This is a genomic window from Streptomyces sp. NPDC085931, assembly GCF_044540565.1.
In the GTDB taxonomy this organism is placed as follows: Bacteria; Actinomycetota; Actinomycetes; order Streptomycetales; family Streptomycetaceae; genus Streptomyces.
Window position 1 is genome coordinate 203,212 of sequence record NZ_JBITSK010000014.1, and the last position, 16,338, is coordinate 219,549.

Genomic DNA, 16,338 nt, shown 5'->3' on the forward strand with positions numbered 1-16,338 from the left:
GGAGCCTGACGGGAGAAAAGCCCGCATGCTCGAACCGACCGAACCCGCAGAGTCCTCGCAGGGCTCCGAACAGAACACCCCCAGCGACACCCTGCCGCCCCGCCGGCGGCGCCGTGCCGCGTCCCGCCCGGCCGGTCCGCCCGCCGGTGCCACCGACGCGCCGGCGGAGACCGTCGCACCGGCCATACCGGCCGCCGAGGCCGAGGAGCTCGCGGCCGACGCCGCCGAGACCGACGAGGCCGAGGAGACCGCCGCGCAGGAGGCCGCCGCCGGGGCCGCCACCGACGTGACGGAGCCCGCCGAGCCCTCCGTGGCGGAGGACACCGCGTCCGCCGGGCGCAAGCGGCGCCGTGTGGTGCGCCGCGCCTCCGCACCGGCCGGGGCCCCGGCCGCCGAGGCCGTCGCCGAGACCGTGCTGCCCGCCACCGCTCCCGCCGCCCCCGAGGCGCCGGAGCCGGCCGAGGTCTCCGCCCCCGCCGAGGACGCCGCTCCCCGGCGCACCCGGCGCCGCGCGACCCGCAGCGTCACCTCGCCCGCCGCCACTTCCGCTTCCGCCGAGAACGACCCGCCGGCGCAGGGTGAGCAGGGCGACCAGGCCGCGCAGGGCGCGCCGGCCGACTCCGGGCCCGCCGTCGCCGAGGCCGCCGAGGCCGCGCCCGCCGATGCCGACGCCACCGAGGACGCGGCTCCGCGCCGCACCCGCCGGCGTGCCACGCGGCGCGTGTCCGCGCCCGCAGGGGCGCCCGCCGGCGAAGCGGCCGGCGTCGACGCCGGACCGTCCGGCTCCACCGCCGCGTCCGCCGAGGCGCCCGCGGAATCGCCCGAGGAGACGAAGGCCCCCGTGACCGAGAACCCCGCCGAACCGGCCCGCAGGTCCAGGTCCCGGTCCCGCTCCAAGGCCGCAGCCGAGACGGCCCCCGTCTCCGACGCAGCCGCCGAGGCCCCGCCCGCCGCCCAGGGTGCCGACCAGGCCCCCGCCGCGTCCGAGGCCCCCGCCGAAGCCACCGCTCAGGCCCCCGCCGCCGAGCCCGCCGAGGACGGTGCCCCGCGGCGCCGCCGCCGGGTCGTGCGCCGCGCCGCCGGCGGATTCGCCGAGCCCGCCCAGCCCGCCCGGCGCGCCGCCGGTGCGGACGCCGGCGACAACGAGGGACCGGCCCGCCCGGCGCGGCCCGCCGTCGCCCTCTTCCAGCCGCCCGTCTTCACCGAGCCCCAGTTCCAGACCCCGGAGCGGGCCGCCGCCGCGGCCGCCGCCGAGGCGGCCACTGACGCCGAGGAGCCCGAGGACCTCACGCAGGACGCGCCCGAGGCACCGGAAGGACGCGACGACCGGTCCGACCGGGACGAGCAGACCCCCGGGTCCCGCCGCCGTCGCAGGCGCCGGGGCGGCGAGGAGCCCGAGGCCCCGGCCGCCGAGACGGTGGACGAGGAGCCGGAGGACGCCGAGGATGTGGCCGAGGACCAGGCCGACGGCGACGACGACCAGGACGACTCCGAGGGGCCCGGCTCGCGCCGGCGCCGCCGCCGGGGCGGTCGCCGCCGCCGTCGCGGCGAGTCCGCCGACAGCGACGGCGACACCGCGGACGGCGACTCCGACGAGATCGCCGCCGCCCAGGCCGCTCAGGACGCCGAGGACACTGCCGAGCAGGCCGAGGAGGACCGGGAGGACGCCGACGAGGCCGCCGACCGGGACGACTCGTCCGGCGGGAGCGGCTCCAGCAGCAGCCGCAGGCGCCGTCGCCGCCGTCGCCGCGCCGGTGACTCCGGCCTCGACGCCGAGCTCGCCGACGACGACCCCGAGCGCACGGTCGTCAAGGTCCGCGACCCCCGCCCCGCGCGGGAGAAGGGCACCGAACCCTCCGACGAGGTGCAGTCCATCAAGGGCTCGACCCGTCTGGAGGCCAAGAAGCAGCGCCGCCGCGAGGGCCGCGAGCAGGGCCGCCGCCGGGTGCCGATCATCACCGAGGCCGAGTTCCTGGCCCGCCGCGAGGCCGTCGAGCGCGTGATGGTCGTCCGCCAGCACGGCGACCGCACGCAGATCGGCGTGCTCGAGGACGACGTGCTCGTCGAGCACTACGTCAACAAGGAGCAGGCGGTCTCCTACGTCGGCAACGTCTACCTCGGCAAGGTGCAGAACGTCCTGCCGTCGATGGAGGCCGCCTTCATCGACATCGGCAAGGGCCGCAACGCCGTGCTGTACGCCGGTGAGGTCAACTTCGAGGCGCTGGGCATGGCCCACGGGCCGCGCCGCATCGAGTCCGCCCTCAAGTCCGGCCAGTCGGTGCTCGTCCAGGTGACGAAGGACCCGATCGGCCACAAGGGCGCCCGTCTGACCAGCCAGGTCTCCCTGCCGGGCCGCTACCTGGTGTACGTGCCCGAGGGCTCCATGACCGGCATCAGCCGCAAGCTGCCCGACACCGAGCGGGCCCGGCTGAAGACCATCCTCAAGAAGATCGTCCCCGAGGACGCGGGCGTCATCGTGCGCACCGCCGCCGAGGGCGCGAGCGAGGACGAGCTGCGCCGGGACGTCGAGCGGCTGCAGCAGCAGTGGGAGGACATCCAGAAGAAGGCCAAGAACGGCAACGCGCCGACGCTGCTGTACGGCGAGCCGGACATGACCGTCCGGGTCGTGCGCGACATCTTCAACGAGGACTTCTCCAAGGTCGTCGTCAGCGGCGACGAGGCCTGGTCGACGATCCACGGGTACGTCTCGCACGTGGCGCCGGACCTCGCCGGGCGGCTGCAGAAGTGGACCTCCGAGGTCGACGTCTTCGCCACGTACCGGATCGACGAGCAGCTTGCCAAGGCCCTGGACCGCAAGGTCTGGCTGCCCAGCGGCGGCTCGCTGGTGATCGACCGGACCGAGGCGATGGTCGTCGTCGACGTCAACACCGGCAAGTTCACCGGCCAGGGCGGCAACCTGGAGGAGACGGTCACCAGGAACAACCTGGAGGCGGCCGAGGAGATCGTGCGCCAGCTGCGGCTGCGCGACCTCGGCGGCATCATCGTCATCGACTTCATCGACATGGTGCTGGAGTCCAACCGGGACCTGGTGCTGCGGCGCCTGCTGGAGTGCCTGGGCCGGGACCGCACGAAGCACCAGGTCGCCGAGGTGACCTCGCTGGGACTGGTGCAGATGACCCGCAAGCGGGTGGGCCAGGGCCTGCTGGAGTCCTTCTCCGAGACCTGCGTCCACTGCAACGGGCGCGGTGTCATCGTGCACATGGAGCAGCCGACCTCCGCCGGGGGCGGCGGCAAGCGCAAGAAGCGGGCCCGTGCCGGCGCCGCCGAGCAGCCGCACGTCCACGAGGCGGCCGTCGAGACCGCCGAGCAGGAGGCCGACAGCGAGAGCGTGGCCGAGGTCGTGGCCGAGGCCGCCGAGCCGATCGCGCTGCCCGAGCCGGCCTTCGAGCCCGACGAGGAGCTGTACAGCAGCGCCGCCGAGGCGGAGGCCGCGGCCACCCGCGGACGGTCGCGGCGCCGGGCGAGCCGGCGGGCGTCGGCCCCGGCGGGCGCGCCGCGCGGCGAGTCCGCGAGGGCGGAGCGCAGGACGGCCGAGCCGGCCGCGGAGGCCGCCGAGGCGCCCACCGCCCAGGACGTCACCGCGGCGGAGGAGGCCGCCCGTCCCGTGCAGCCGGAGCCGGCCGCCGAGGCGCACGCCGAGCCGGTGGCCGTGGAGGACCCGGTGGTCGAGGCGGCGCAGCCCGAGCAGGCCGAGCGGCCCGCTCCCGCCGCGGCCGAGGAGGCCGCGCCGAAGGGCCGCACCCGGCGGCGGGCCACCCGCAAGGTGTCCGCGCCGGCCGGTTCTCCGGCCGGGGCCGAGGCCGCCGTGGTGACGGTGGCCGAGACCGCGCCCGCCGCGTCCGAGGCCCCGCAGGCCGAGCCGGCCGGGCAGAGCGAGCCGGCCGCCGAGCCGGTGGCCGAGGCGCCCGCGGAGAGCGCCGCCCCGGCCCGTCCGCGGCGCCGGGCCGTGCGCAAGTCCACGGCGCCCACCGCGCCCGAGGAGGCGGCCGTCGTGGTCGTCCCGTCGGCCCCCGCGCAGGAGCCGGAGCAGGCCGCCACCCCGGCCGGCGACGCGGGTGAGGCGGGCGAGACGGCCGCTTCGGCCGACGAGCCGGCCGCGGCCAAGAAGACGGCCCGCAAGACGGCCAAGAAGGCCACGGCGAAGAAGGCCGCCACCAAGAAGACCGCGGCCAAGAAGACGACCGCCAAGAAGACGACGGCCAAGAAGGCGGCGAAGACCACCAAGACGGCCGCCAAGAAGGCCACGTCGAAGAAGACCGCGGCGGCGGAGCAGACGCTCTCCTCCGTCACGGCCTCCACCGACGAGGGCTGACCCGCAGGAAGCCTGTGCGTCCGGAGTGACCGGACGCACAGGCGCGGGGCCCGGCTCGGTTTGACCCTCTTGACCGCGGCCCCGTAACCTTGACCGTCGGCGTGTCGACTGACACGTCACATCCCCGTAAACCTCATCCTCCGGGCGCCGGGCGCCCAGGAGAGGCCGCCCGCTCTGCCGGGTGGCTGGCCTGCGGGGGTGCCGTTTCCCGAGCGAGAGAGTGAGTTCCGCGTGTACGCCATCGTGCGCAGCGGTGGTCGCCAGCACAAGGTTGCTGTCGGCGACATCGTTGAGGTTGACAAGATTTCCACTGCCAAGGTTGGCGACACGGTCGAGCTCTCGACCCTGCTCGTTGTCGACGGCGACGCCGTGACCAGCGACCCGTGGGTGCTGGCCGGCATCAAGGTCCAGGCCGAGGTCGTGGACCACCACAAGGGGCAGAAGATCGACATTCTGCGCTACAAGAACAAGACCGGTTACCGCCGTCGTCAGGGCCACCGCCAGCAGTACACGGCGATCAAGGTCACCGAGATCCCCACGGCTGCGAAGTAAGGGACTGAGGAGAAATGGCACACAAGAAGGGCGCATCGTCCACTCGGAACGGTCGCGACTCCAATGCCCAGCGGCTCGGCGTGAAGCGCTTCGGCGGTCAGGTCGTCAACGCTGGTGAGATCCTGGTCCGTCAGCGCGGCACCCACTTCCACCCGGGTGCGGGCGTCGGCCGTGGCGGCGACGACACGCTGTTCGCCCTGCAGGCCGGTTCGGTGCAGTTCGGCACCCACCGTGGCCGCAAGGTCGTGAACATCGTCCCGGTCGCCTGACCGGAACACCCTCGCGAGGCGGACCTCACTTCCCGTTGCGGGAAGGCGGGTCCGCCTTTCGCTTGTTGAACAAGTACATCTCGTTGAACAAGTAAATCTCGCACGTACTTCTGGAGGCACCCACCATGACCACCTTCGTGGACCGCGTCGAGCTCCATGTCGCCGCGGGTAGCGGAGGCCACGGCTGTGCCTCCGTCCACCGTGAGAAGTTCAAGCCGCTGGGCGGCCCCGACGGCGGCAACGGCGGTCGCGGCGGGGACGTGATCCTCACCGTCGACCAGTCGGTCACCACGCTGCTCGACTACCACCACTCCCCGCACCGCAAGGCCACCAACGGCAAGCCCGGCGAGGGCGGCAACCGCTCCGGCAAGGACGGGCAGGACCTGGTCCTGCCGGTGCCGGACGGCACGGTCGTACTGGACAAGGCGGGCAACGTCCTCGCGGACCTGGTCGGGCACGGCACGTCGTACGTCGCCGCGCAGGGCGGCCGGGGCGGGCTCGGCAACGCGGCCCTGGCCTCCGCCCGCCGCAAGGCGCCCGGCTTCGCGCTGCTCGGCGAGCCGGGGGACACGCAGGACATCGTCCTGGAGCTGAAGACGGTCGCCGACGTGGCGCTGGTCGGCTACCCGAGCGCGGGCAAGTCGTCGCTGATCTCGGTGCTGAGCGCCGCCAAGCCGAAGATCGCCGACTACCCCTTCACCACGCTCGTGCCGAACCTCGGCGTCGTCACGGCCGGCTCGACGGTCTACACGATCGCGGACGTGCCCGGGCTGATCCCCGGCGCCAGTCAGGGCAAGGGCCTGGGCCTTGAGTTCCTGCGGCACGTGGAGCGGTGCAGTGTGCTCGTGCACGTCCTGGACACCGCCACGCTGGAATCGGACCGCGACCCGCTCTCCGACCTCGACATCATCGAGGAGGAGCTGCGCCAGTACGGCGGGCTGGACAACCGGCCGCGCCTGGTCGTGCTGAACAAGATCGACGTACCGGACGGCAAGGACCTGGCCGAGATGGTGCGGCCCGACCTGGAGGCGCGCGGCTACCGCGTGTTCGAGGTGTCGGCCGTGGCGCACCTGGGGCTGAAGGAGCTGTCGTTCGCGCTCGCCGAACTCGTGGCCAAGGCCCGTGCCGACAAGCCGAAGGAAGAGGCCACGCGGATCGTCATCCGGCCCAAGGCCGTGGACGACACCGGCTTCACCGTGACCCGCGAGGACGACGTCTTCCGGGTGCGCGGCGAGAAGCCCGAGCGGTGGGTGCGGCAGACCGACTTCAACAACGACGAGGCCGTCGGCTACCTGGCGGACCGGCTCAACCGGCTCGGTGTCGAGGAGGCGTTGATGAAGGCCGGCGCCCGGGGTGGCGACGGCGTCGCCATCGGCCCCGAGGAGAACGCGGTCGTCTTCGACTGGGAGCCGTCCGTGACGGCCGGTGCCGAGATGCTCGGCCGCCGCGGCGAGGACCACCGCTTCGAGGAGTCGCGTCCGGCGGCGCAGCGCCGCAGGGACCGGCAGGCCGAGCGGGACGAGGCGCAGCAGGAGTTCGACGACTTCGAGCCGTTCTGAGCCGGGTCCTGTCCCCGAGGACTCGTACGGGGCCGCGCGGATGAGGGTCCCGGACCCTTCCCGTGCGGCCGGCGCCCCCGGGTTTCGCTCACCCACCTCCAACTGAACACCTGTCAGACTCGCCCCGGCAACGGCTTGTTCCAGCGCTGGCGGCGGGTCTTCTTTTGTCTGCTTAGTTGTCATGTACGTGAACCCCGGCGTTCAGCGGGCGGACCGCCCGCGAGCGTGAAGCTTCCCCGTGTCCATGTGGCCAGCGAGGTAAGGGAGTCAGCCGATGACCGGAGCAGTGTCCCCCGACAGACGCCGCTTTCTGACCGCGGGCGCCGCCGTGCTCGGTGCCGCGGCCTCCGCCCAGCTGTGGCTTCCGGCCGCCGCGCACGCGGCTGAAACGCCTCTGCCCGACGGGGTGTTCAGCCTCGGCGTCGCCTCGGGGGACCCGCTCCCGGACGGCATCGTGCTGTGGACCAGGCTCGCCCCGGACCCGCTGAACGGCGGTGGCATGCCGGAGCGCGTGGTGCCCGTGGAGTGGCAGATCGCCGAGGACCACCGGTTCAGAAAGGTCGTCCGCCGGGGCACCGCCCAGGCCCGGCCCGAGTACGGGCACAGCGTTCACGTGGACGTACGCGGGCTGCGCCCCGACCGCGCCTACTGGTACCGCTTCCGCACCGACGGCCAGCTCTCGCCCGCCGGCCGCACCCGCACCGCGCCCCACCCCTTCAGCGCCGGCGGCTCCCTGCGCCTGGCCCTCGCCTCGTGCCAGAACTGGCAGCACGGCTACTTCACGCCCTACGCGGACATGCTGCAGCAGGACCCGGACGTCGTGGTGTTCGTCGGCGACTACATCTACGAGTCCACGCCCTCGGCGACGGCCCTGCGGCGCCACGAGGGCACCGGCGAGCCGTTCAGCCTCGTCCAGTACCGCAACCGGTACGCCCAGTACCGCACCGACCCCGACCTCGCGGCGATGCACGCCAACGCCCCCTTCGTGGTGAGCTTCGACGACCACGAGGTGGACAACGACTTCGCCGGCGAGATCCCGCAGGACCCGGACAAGCAGCCGCACGACGCGTTCGTGGCCCGCCTGACCGCCGCCTACCAGGCGTTCTACGAGCACATGCCGGTCCGCGCCACCGCCGTGCCGAACGGCCCGCACATCCGGATGTACCGCCGCCTGGAGTTCGGCCGCCTGGCCCGGCTCAACGTCCTGGACACCCGGCAGTACCGCAGCGACCAGGCCACCAGTCAGGAAGGCGCCCAGGACCCCTCGCTGACCATGCTGGGCGCGCGGCAGAGGCAGTGGCTGCTGAACGGCCTGCGGGACTCGCCCGCCCGCTGGAACCTCGTCGCCTCGCAGATCATGATGGCCGAGACGGACCTCAAGGTCGGCGAGGGCAAGCTCTGGTTCTACGACGCCTGGGACGGCTACCAGGCCGAACGCAACCGGTTCCTGGAGGAGTTCAGGCACGTCCGCAACCCGGTGGTGCTCTCCGGCGACCGGCACCTGACGATGATCAGCGACCTGAAGGAGGACTACGCCGACCCGGACTCCGCGGTCGTCGGCGCCGAGTTCGTCGGCACCTCCATCTCCAGCAACGGCGACCAGGACCAGGAGGCCTTCCGCAGGGAGTGGGACCCGCGGCGGCCGGACAACCCGCACTGGAAGCTGCTGGACGCGCACCGCGGCTACCACCTCTTCGACATCCGCCGGGCCGGCATCGACGCCCAGGTGCGGGTGGTCGACACCGTGCGGCAGCCGCAGGCGACGCCCAGCACCCTGGCCCGGCTCCGGGTCGAGGCGGGCCGGCCGGGCGTGGAGGTCGTCTGACCCGGCACCGGTACGCCGGGGGCGCACAGGAGCCCGGGACTCTTCGGAGTCCCGGGCTCCCGCCGTACGGGCGCGCGGGCGTCACCTTGCCCGCACCGAGACCGAATTGCTGCGGAATCTTGATCAGGAACTCCTTGTGGAGTTACTCACAGCAAATAGAGGGACGCCCGCGACCCCTTGGAACCGTCTCGTCAATCACCAGCAGTACCAGGTGAATGACAGGTTGCGCGCACATATGCGGTGGAGGGCGCTCACCTTGCACTGCGGTAACCAAGAGTGGGACCATTTCGAAGTTCCCTGTCGCCCCAAGGTAGGTCACCTGTGTCCCAGCACATAGCCAAGCCCCGTACCACCGCAGTGATCCTGGCCGGTGGCACCGGTCAGCGGGTGGGTCTGTCGATCCCCAAGCAGCTGCTGAAGATCGCCGGCAAGGCAGTCATCGAGCACACGCTGACCACCTTCGAGAACGCCGACTCGATCGACGACATCATCGTGCTGATGGCGCAGGGCTACGTGCCCGACGTCGAGAAGATCGTCGCGAAGGCCGGATTCAAGAAGGTCTCCAGGATCATCGAGGGCGGTTCCACGCGGAACGAGACCACCGAGCGCGCCATCGCGGCCCTCGGTGAGGGTCTCGCCGCGGGCGAGGACCTCAACGTCCTCTTCCACGACGCCGTGCGCCCCCTGCTGTCGCAGCGCGTCATCGACGACTGCGTCACCGCGCTGGAGCGCTACCAGGCCGTCGACGTGGCCATCCCGTCCGCGGACACCATCATCGTCACGCGCACGCACGGCGAGGACGGCGAGTTCATCACCGAGATCCCGGACCGCTCCCGGCTGCGCCGCGGCCAGACGCCGCAGGCCTTCAAGCTGTCCACGATCAAGCGGGCCTACGAGGTCGCCGCCGGCGACCCCAACTTCCAGGCCACCGACGACTGCTCGGTCGTGCTCAAGTACCTGCCCGACGTGCCGATCCACGTCGTCGCCGGTGACGAGTACAACATGAAGGTCACCCAGCCCGTCGACGTCTTCATCGCCGACAAGCTCTTCCAGCTCGCCTCGACGGCCGCGCCCGAGCAGGTCTCCGAGCAGGCCTACCGCGAGCTGCTCACCGGCAAGACGATCGTCGTCTTCGGCGGCTCCTACGGCATCGGCAAGGACATCGCCGAACTCGCCGAGTCCTACGGGGCCACGGTCTACGCCCTGGGCCGCTCCACCACCGGCACCCACGTGGAGAACCCGGAGGAGGTCGACGACGCGCTGTCCAAGGCGTACGCCGAGACCGGCCGGATCGACTACGTGGTGAACACCGCCGGCGTGCTGCGCATCGGCAAGCTCGCCGAGACCGACAACGCCACCATCGAGGAGGCGCTGAAGGTCAACTACCTGGCCCCGGTGCAGATCGCGCGCTCGTCGTACAAGTACCTGTCGGAGACCAAGGGCCAGCTGCTGCTCTACACCTCCAGCAGCTACACCCGGGGCCGCGCCGAGTACAGCCTGTACTCCTCGACCAAGGCCGCGATGGTGAACCTCACCCAGGCCCTGTCCGACGAGTGGGCCGGCGACGGCGTCCGCGTCAACTGCATCAACCCCGAGCGCACCGCGACCCCCATGCGCACCAAGGCCTTCGGCCAGGAGCCCGCGGGTTCCCTGCTGTCCTCCGAGGCGGTCGCCCGTACGTCGCTCGACGTGCTGCTGTCCGAGCTGACCGGGCACGTCATCGACGTCCGCCAGCAGGACCCGACGGCCGGCGCGGCCCGCGCGACCGGCTTCGAGCAGGCCCTGGCCTCGGTGCTGGACCGGCAGGACGGCGTGTAATAATTGGCGGCAATTAGACTCCGGTAATTCAGGCCTCTGCGCCCTCCTGTTCACGGGTATCTGTCAACAGGAGTGTTCGCAGGGGCCTGAATCCATACAGTCCCGCGAATATTCACAGACCAGCCGCATTCAGAACCAAGACCGGCACACCCCTCCCAAGAGCAGGTTTCTCCGTGATATCCACCGCTATTCGCGTCGCCCGGGTGGGCAGCGCGGCCGAGCTGGCCGCGGCGGTCCTCATGGTGGCGGGCTTCCCCGCCCTCATGCTGGCCGCGCTCGTCCCGAGCGTTCCCGCCTTCGCGGCAGCGGCCGCCGTGACGTACCTGGCGGACCACTATCTGCACCGCAAGGGCAGCTACCTGATCAACCGCCTCGGCAAGGTCCGGGCCGGGCTGTCGATCCGCTTCCTGATCCGGCAGCTGCTCCTGGTCCTGCTGCTGGCCCGGCTGTCCCTGGCGGACAACCTGATCTACTACGGCGCGATCGCCTGCTTCATCGCCTTCTACGGTCTGCAGGCCCCGCACGGCGCGCTGGTGCAGCTGATCCGCAACCGCCGCCGCATGCCGGTCGCCACGCGCAACGTGGATCTGAAGTCCCGCATCCGCATCCCGGACGCCCCGCCGCGCCGGCTGCTGCACCGCTCCGCCGAGAAGATGCTCCACCTCGACCTCGCGGCGGTCGTCGGCATCCTGCTCGCCGCGCAGCTGGAGTCCTCCCTGATCGGCTTCGCCGGCATCGGCCTCACGGTGGCCCTGGCCACCCTGTACGTCCTGGCGCTGGTGCCGTTCGTGCGCGGCCGGAGGATCCCGCCGAACGCCGAGCGCGTGCTGGCCGCCGTCGACGACTGGCTGGGCGAGTACCAGCCGGAGACCGTGCTGTACTTCTCCGGCTCCAAGGACTCCGCGTACCAGGTCAACATGTGGCTGGACACCATGGAGAAGCTGGAGTCCAAGCCGCTGATCATCCTGCGCGAGCGGGTCATCCTGAACAACCTGGCGCCCACCACGGTCCCGGTCATCTGCGTGCCCGGAGGGGTGCACCTGATGAACCTGGACCTGTCCACGGTGCGCGTCGCGCTGTACGCGGCCAACGTCGGCAAGAACATCCACCTGCTGCGCGTGCCCACCATGAAGCACGTCTTCATCGGCCACGGCGACAGCGACAAGCTCGCCAGCGTCAACCCGTTCAGCAAGGTCTACGACGAGGTGTGGACGGCCGGCCGCGCGGGCCGCGACCGCTACGCCATCGCCGACGTCGGTGTCCGCGACGACGACATCGTCGAGGTCGGCCGCCCCCAGCTCGCCCCCATCCAGACCTGGCAGGGCGTCCCCGAGGGCCGTATCCCGACGGTGCTGTACGCCCCCACCTGGGAGGGCTGGGACGGCAACCCGGGCAACACCTCGATCGTGCTGGCCGGCGAGAACATCGTGCGCAAGCTGGTCGCGGCGGACCCGCCCGTGCGCGTGCTGTACAAGCCGCACCCGTTCACCGGCACGGTCAGCAAGGAGGCCGGCGCCGCCCACCAGCGCATCACCGCCCTGGTCCGCAAGGCCGCGGCCGAGCGCGCCCTCGACCCGCGCTTCGTCGCCGACACCGCCGCCCAGGCGCGGGCCAAGGACGAACTGGCCCGGATCGAGGCCCGGCTGGCGCAGCTGGCCGGCTCCGGCGGCGACCGCGGCGACGAGGCCGAGGCCACCCGTGACGGTGTGCTCGACGTCGCCCGGCACGAGGAGGCCGCCCGGCTGCGCGCCGAGTGGAACGACGCCTACTGGCGGTCCTTCCCCAGCTGGGAGCACCGGGTCATCACCGGGCCCGAGCCGCGGCTGTACGACTGCTTCAACGTCTCCGACGCGATGGTCTCCGACATCTCCAGCGTGGTCTCCGACTTCATCGCCAGCGGCAAGCCGTACGCGGTGACGGACTCCGCCGAGGTGGGGGTCGAGGAGTTCAAGCGGAACAACACGGCGGTGCGTGCCGCGGTGATCCTCTCCAACAGCGCGAACGAGCTGGGCGAGCTGCTGGGCGCCGTGCGCGACCCGGCCGCCGACCCGCTGGCCGAGGACCGCAAGGAGCTCAAGCAGTACCTGCTGGGCCCGGACGAGCCGACCTCGCTCCAGCAGTTCAACACCGCCGTGGCGAACCTCGCGCTCAAGGCCGAGACGCGCAACGTCGGGCAGCAGTCACGGGACGCGGCCGCCCTGGCCGAGGCCGAGGCCGAGCTGGCGAACGCGGTGCCCGGGCAGCGGGTGTCCACGGCCGGTGACACGGACGGAGTCGGCACGGGCTGACCTGCCGCCCACCGCTGAGGGGTTCGGCCCCCGAGGAGTTCCTCGGGGGCCGAACCCCTTTTTGTCTTCCGTTCCCTGTCCGTTCACCATGTGAGGTGTCCCACTCATACCGGTGTGCGAGGCAACCGCTTGCCCCGATCACCCGTCTACCAAGTAGCGAATGAGGCGATACGGGGGGAATATCCCATTGACTAGGGGGAAACGTGACCGTGACGCAGCCTGATGTGAGCGTGATCATCGGGGCGTACGAAGCGATGCCGTATCTGATCGAGTGCCTCTCGTCCGTCGAGGCGCAGACCATCGGTTGGGACCGCATCGAGGTCATCGCGGTGGACGACGGTTCGACGGACGGCACGGGGGAGTACCTGGAGGAGTTCGCCGAGCGGGCTCCGATGCACGTGCTGGTGATCCGGCAGGAGAACTCGGGCGGCCCGAGCGGCCCGCGCAACGTCGGCCTGGGCAAGGCGAGCGGGCGCTACGTCTTCTTCCTGGACGCCGACGACCGGCTGGGGCCCGAGGCGCTGGAGCGGATGGTCGCCATGGCCGACCGGGCCGGCACCGACGTCGTCCTCGGCAAGGTCGAGGGCGTCAACCGTTCGGCCCCGAAGTCCATGTGGGGCAAGACGGTGGAGCGGACGGACGTCTACTCCTCCAACATCAAGTTCACGCTCAGCGCGCAGAAGCTGTTCCGCCGCGAGCTGCTGGACCGGCACGGCATGCGGTTCGACGAGTCGCTGTTCACCGGCGAGGACGCGCTGTTCACGATGGAGGCCTACCTCCGGGCGAACGGCGTCTCGGTGGTCGCCGACCACACCTGCTACTACCTGGTCGGGCGCGACGACGGCAAGCACGTGACCAAGAGCGGCAGTTACATGCTGCGCTTCGACTCCGCGCGGGCCCTGATGAACCTCATCGCCGAGCTCGTCCCGGCGGGGGCCCGGCGCGACCAGTTGATGATCCGGCCGTTCCTGGTCACCCTGCTGCCGCAGTTCGGCCCGAAGTTCGCCACCGACAGCGAGGAGGTCCGCCGGCACAAGCTGGAGCTGGCCAAGCCGCTGATGGACGCCTACTGGACCGAGGGCGTCGCCCGGCGCCTGAAGGTCCACGAACGGCTGCGGCTGCACCTGGTCGCCGAGCAGCGCCCGGACCTGCTGCTGGACGTAGTGACGTTCGTCAAGGCCAAGAAGCAGGCCGCGGCCCTCCTGGAGAAGCGGGGCCGCCGCGTCTACCTGGCCTACCCGCACTTCCGCGACCGCGCCGCGGGCATTCCCGACGCGGTCTACCTGGCCGAGCCCCGCGAGGCCCGCGCGTTCCCGGGCTACCGGGAGGGCGGCGTCGAGACGTTCCTGCGGCGGGCGGTGCGCAAGGCGCGGCGCGTGCTGACGTCCCGGGAGATGCGCCCGGCGGCCTGAACGGCAGCGGCCCGAACGGCAGCGGGGCCGGGGGTTTCCCCGGCCCCGCAGTCGTCCTGGCGCCCCGCAGTCGTCCTGGCGCCCCGTCGTGCCGGTGTCCCGCCGGTCAGCGCGGTGCGGTCGGAATCGCCGTCTCCGTGCGCTGGCCCGGCAGCTCCGCCGCCAGCCGCTCCGCCACCCGGGCCCGGTGGTCCCGGGCCCGCGCGCACAGGGCCCGTACGGCCTGGTTGAAGCGCTCCTGCGACGACGGCTCGGCCGGACCGAGCAGACGGAGCTTCAACTCGGCCCGCGCCTCGGCCAGTTCGTCCTTCTCCGGGTGCCGCACCGCCTCCAGCAGACCCGGCACCCCGGCGGCGTCCGGCGTCAGCACGGTCGCCGCCGCCACCGTCGGGAACGCCGCGCGGAAGGCGTCCTCGGGCAGCCCGCTGGTGTTGGCCACCGCGTACGGCTTCTCGCTGGCCAGGAAGTCGCTGATCACGCTGGACACATCACTGATCAGCAGGTCGGCCGCGTTGAAGCAGGAGTACAGCGCGGGCCGGGCGTCCGTGATGACCTGGTGCTCGCCCTCCGGCAGCGAGGCCCAGTAGGCCTCCTCCCAGGCGGCCGTCGCCCGTGCCACCGCCTGCGCGCGGCCCGGCTCCGGCGCCGACTGCGCCAGCATGCGCTCCACCGTGTCGGCGCCGGGCCGGAAGTCGGACGTGGTGAGCCGGTCCAGCTCGGCGGTGCGGCGCGCCAGTTCCGCCCCGGCCGGCACCCGCGGCACCGCCCGCTCCCGGTTCGCCGCCCGGATCAGCTCCCGGATGCGCAGGTCGGCCGCGCCCGCGCGCGGGTCCACCGACCCGGTCAGCGGATGCGGCTTGTACAGCACCCGCACACCCGGGTCGGCGAGCAGCGCCCGCACCAGGTTCTCCCCGGCCTCGATCACCGAGGTGTTGCCGGGGTTGCCGTCCCAGCCCTCCCAGGTCGGCGCGTACAGGACGGTCGTGTACGCCCCGGCGGGCGGACCCGCGCAGGGCAGCACCCCGTCCAGCTGGGGGCGGCCCGTCTCCACCACGTCCTTGTCCTCGACGCCCACCTCGGCCAGCGCGTACCGCTCGCGCGCGGCGGGACCGGCCACCCACACCTCGTCGTACGCCTTCGCGTACGGGTTGCACGAGGACAGCTTGTCGCTCTCGCCGTGGTTGACGAAGGTGTGCTTGATCGTGGGGATGCGCAGCACCTGGGAGGTCTTGCCGGAGTTCGAGGGGTGGATGAGGACCTGGAGCGTGGAGTGCTCCAGACGCATCAGCGTGGACACCTTCGGCAGGCACACGATCGGGATGTCCGTCGCCGCGATCTTCTGCACCATGAACCGCTCGCGCAGCACGATGACCGGACGGCCGTCCAGCTTGGCCAGCGGCTCCAGCCACATGTTCGCCTGGTAGGCCGAGGAGGCGCCGCCGGAGAAGTACAGGCCGACCGTCGGGCGGTAGGAGGCCAGCCACGCGTCGAACCACTCCAGCACCCGCTGCTCGTCGGCCGGCCGCCGCCCCGGCAGCAGCCGCAGCAGCAGCGCGCCCAGTCCGGTCAGGGCCGCCAGCAGGGACAGCGCGATGCCCGCGGCCGCGAGGACCGGCCGGCCGCCCGCCGCGCCGGCCAGCAGCCCGGCCGTCGCCGGCAGGCCGAACACCAGCAGTCGCAGGCCGGGGCGGCGCAGCAGCAGGGCCGGGGCCGGGGACAGCCGCAGCGCCGAGGCGTCGATGTTGCGGGTGACCACCGGCAGGGTGCGGGTGCGGCGTACCAGCACGGAGACCGCCTGGATCGCGCAGTGCAGCGCGTAGAACGCCAGCAGCCCGCCCACCAGCGGCGCGTACACCGTCTCCCGGTCCTGCTCGCCGAGCCGCAGCAGCGCCACGACCAGCAGCAGGTCCCGCAGGACGTGGCGCACGGTGATGTCCGCGTGCGACTTGGCGAACAGCGCCAGCACACCGCGCTGCCAGCGGTACAGGACGCCCTCGACGGCCAGGGACACGGCGGTCGCCGCGAGCAGCAGCGGGACGTGGGGCAGCAGCGCCGCGACCGCCTGGGCGGCGAACGCGGCGGCCAGGACGACGGTGACCAGCACCTTCAGAAGGGCCGGCGGGCGGGGAAGAGGTACGGGCACTGCGGTCACTCCAGGAGCGTCGGTTCGGCGCGAGGTCGGCCGTCCGGGTTAACGCGCGGCGACCTCCTGACGACACGCGCGTGTCCTCGGGCCGGGGCGGCGAGGGCGCCCCACCGCGCCGTCGGACCGTAGCGGAATA

The 16,338-nt window shown here is 72.4% G+C and carries 9 protein-coding genes; 8 read left to right on the forward strand and 1 reads right to left on the reverse strand.

Features of this window, described 5'->3' with window-relative positions:
• Positions 1-25: 25 nt before the first annotated feature.
• The 8 genes from ACIGAN_RS27665 to ACIGAN_RS27700 all read left to right on the forward strand — a co-directional run bounded on the left by ACIGAN_RS27665 (position 26) and on the right by ACIGAN_RS27700 (position 14,056).
• Positions 26-4,333 carry an Rne/Rng family ribonuclease gene (locus tag ACIGAN_RS27665; RefSeq protein ID WP_399861658.1) on the forward strand — a complete coding sequence of 1,436 codons (4,308 nt, stop codon included), beginning with the start codon at positions 26-28 and terminating at the stop codon, positions 4,331-4,333.
• Between the two features lie 231 nt (positions 4,334-4,564).
• Complete coding sequence (gene rplU, locus ACIGAN_RS27670) at positions 4,565-4,885, forward strand: 50S ribosomal protein L21 (RefSeq protein ID WP_003990208.1); 321 nt, start codon at positions 4,565-4,567, stop codon at positions 4,883-4,885.
• Between the two features lie 14 nt (positions 4,886-4,899).
• A complete protein-coding gene (gene rpmA, locus ACIGAN_RS27675) occupies positions 4,900-5,154 on the forward strand; it encodes a 50S ribosomal protein L27 (protein ID WP_010041940.1) in 255 nt (84 codons plus the stop codon).
• A 125-nt stretch (positions 5,155-5,279) separates the two neighbouring features.
• Positions 5,280-6,713 (forward strand): GTPase ObgE, encoded by a 1,434-nt coding sequence (obgE, locus tag ACIGAN_RS27680; RefSeq protein ID WP_365736876.1) that lies wholly within the window; start codon positions 5,280-5,282, stop codon positions 6,711-6,713.
• A gap of 274 nt (positions 6,714-6,987) precedes the next feature.
• Positions 6,988-8,538, forward strand: a complete 1,551-nt coding sequence (locus ACIGAN_RS27685) for an alkaline phosphatase D family protein (protein ID WP_399861661.1) — start codon at positions 6,988-6,990, stop codon at positions 8,536-8,538.
• 321 nt (positions 8,539-8,859) lie between these two features.
• A complete protein-coding gene (locus ACIGAN_RS27690; RefSeq protein WP_399861664.1) occupies positions 8,860-10,356 on the forward strand; it encodes a D-ribitol-5-phosphate cytidylyltransferase in 1,497 nt (498 codons plus the stop codon).
• A gap of 203 nt (positions 10,357-10,559) precedes the next feature.
• Positions 10,560-12,644: a hypothetical protein gene (locus ACIGAN_RS27695; protein WP_365088037.1), complete on the forward strand. Its 2,085-nt coding sequence runs from the start codon at positions 10,560-10,562 to the stop codon at positions 12,642-12,644.
• Positions 12,645-12,847: 203 nt separating this feature from the next.
• The gene (locus tag ACIGAN_RS27700) at positions 12,848-14,056 is read left to right on the forward strand and encodes a glycosyltransferase family 2 protein (RefSeq protein ID WP_399861666.1); all 1,209 of its coding nucleotides are present in this window, start codon (positions 12,848-12,850) and stop codon (positions 14,054-14,056) included.
• Between the two features lie 106 nt (positions 14,057-14,162).
• On the opposite strand, the gene ACIGAN_RS27705 is transcribed toward ACIGAN_RS27700, so the two are convergent.
• Positions 14,163-16,199 (reverse strand): hypothetical protein, encoded by a 2,037-nt coding sequence (locus ACIGAN_RS27705; RefSeq protein ID WP_399861684.1) that lies wholly within the window; start codon positions 16,197-16,199, stop codon positions 14,163-14,165.
• Positions 16,200-16,338 lie beyond the last annotated feature (139 nt).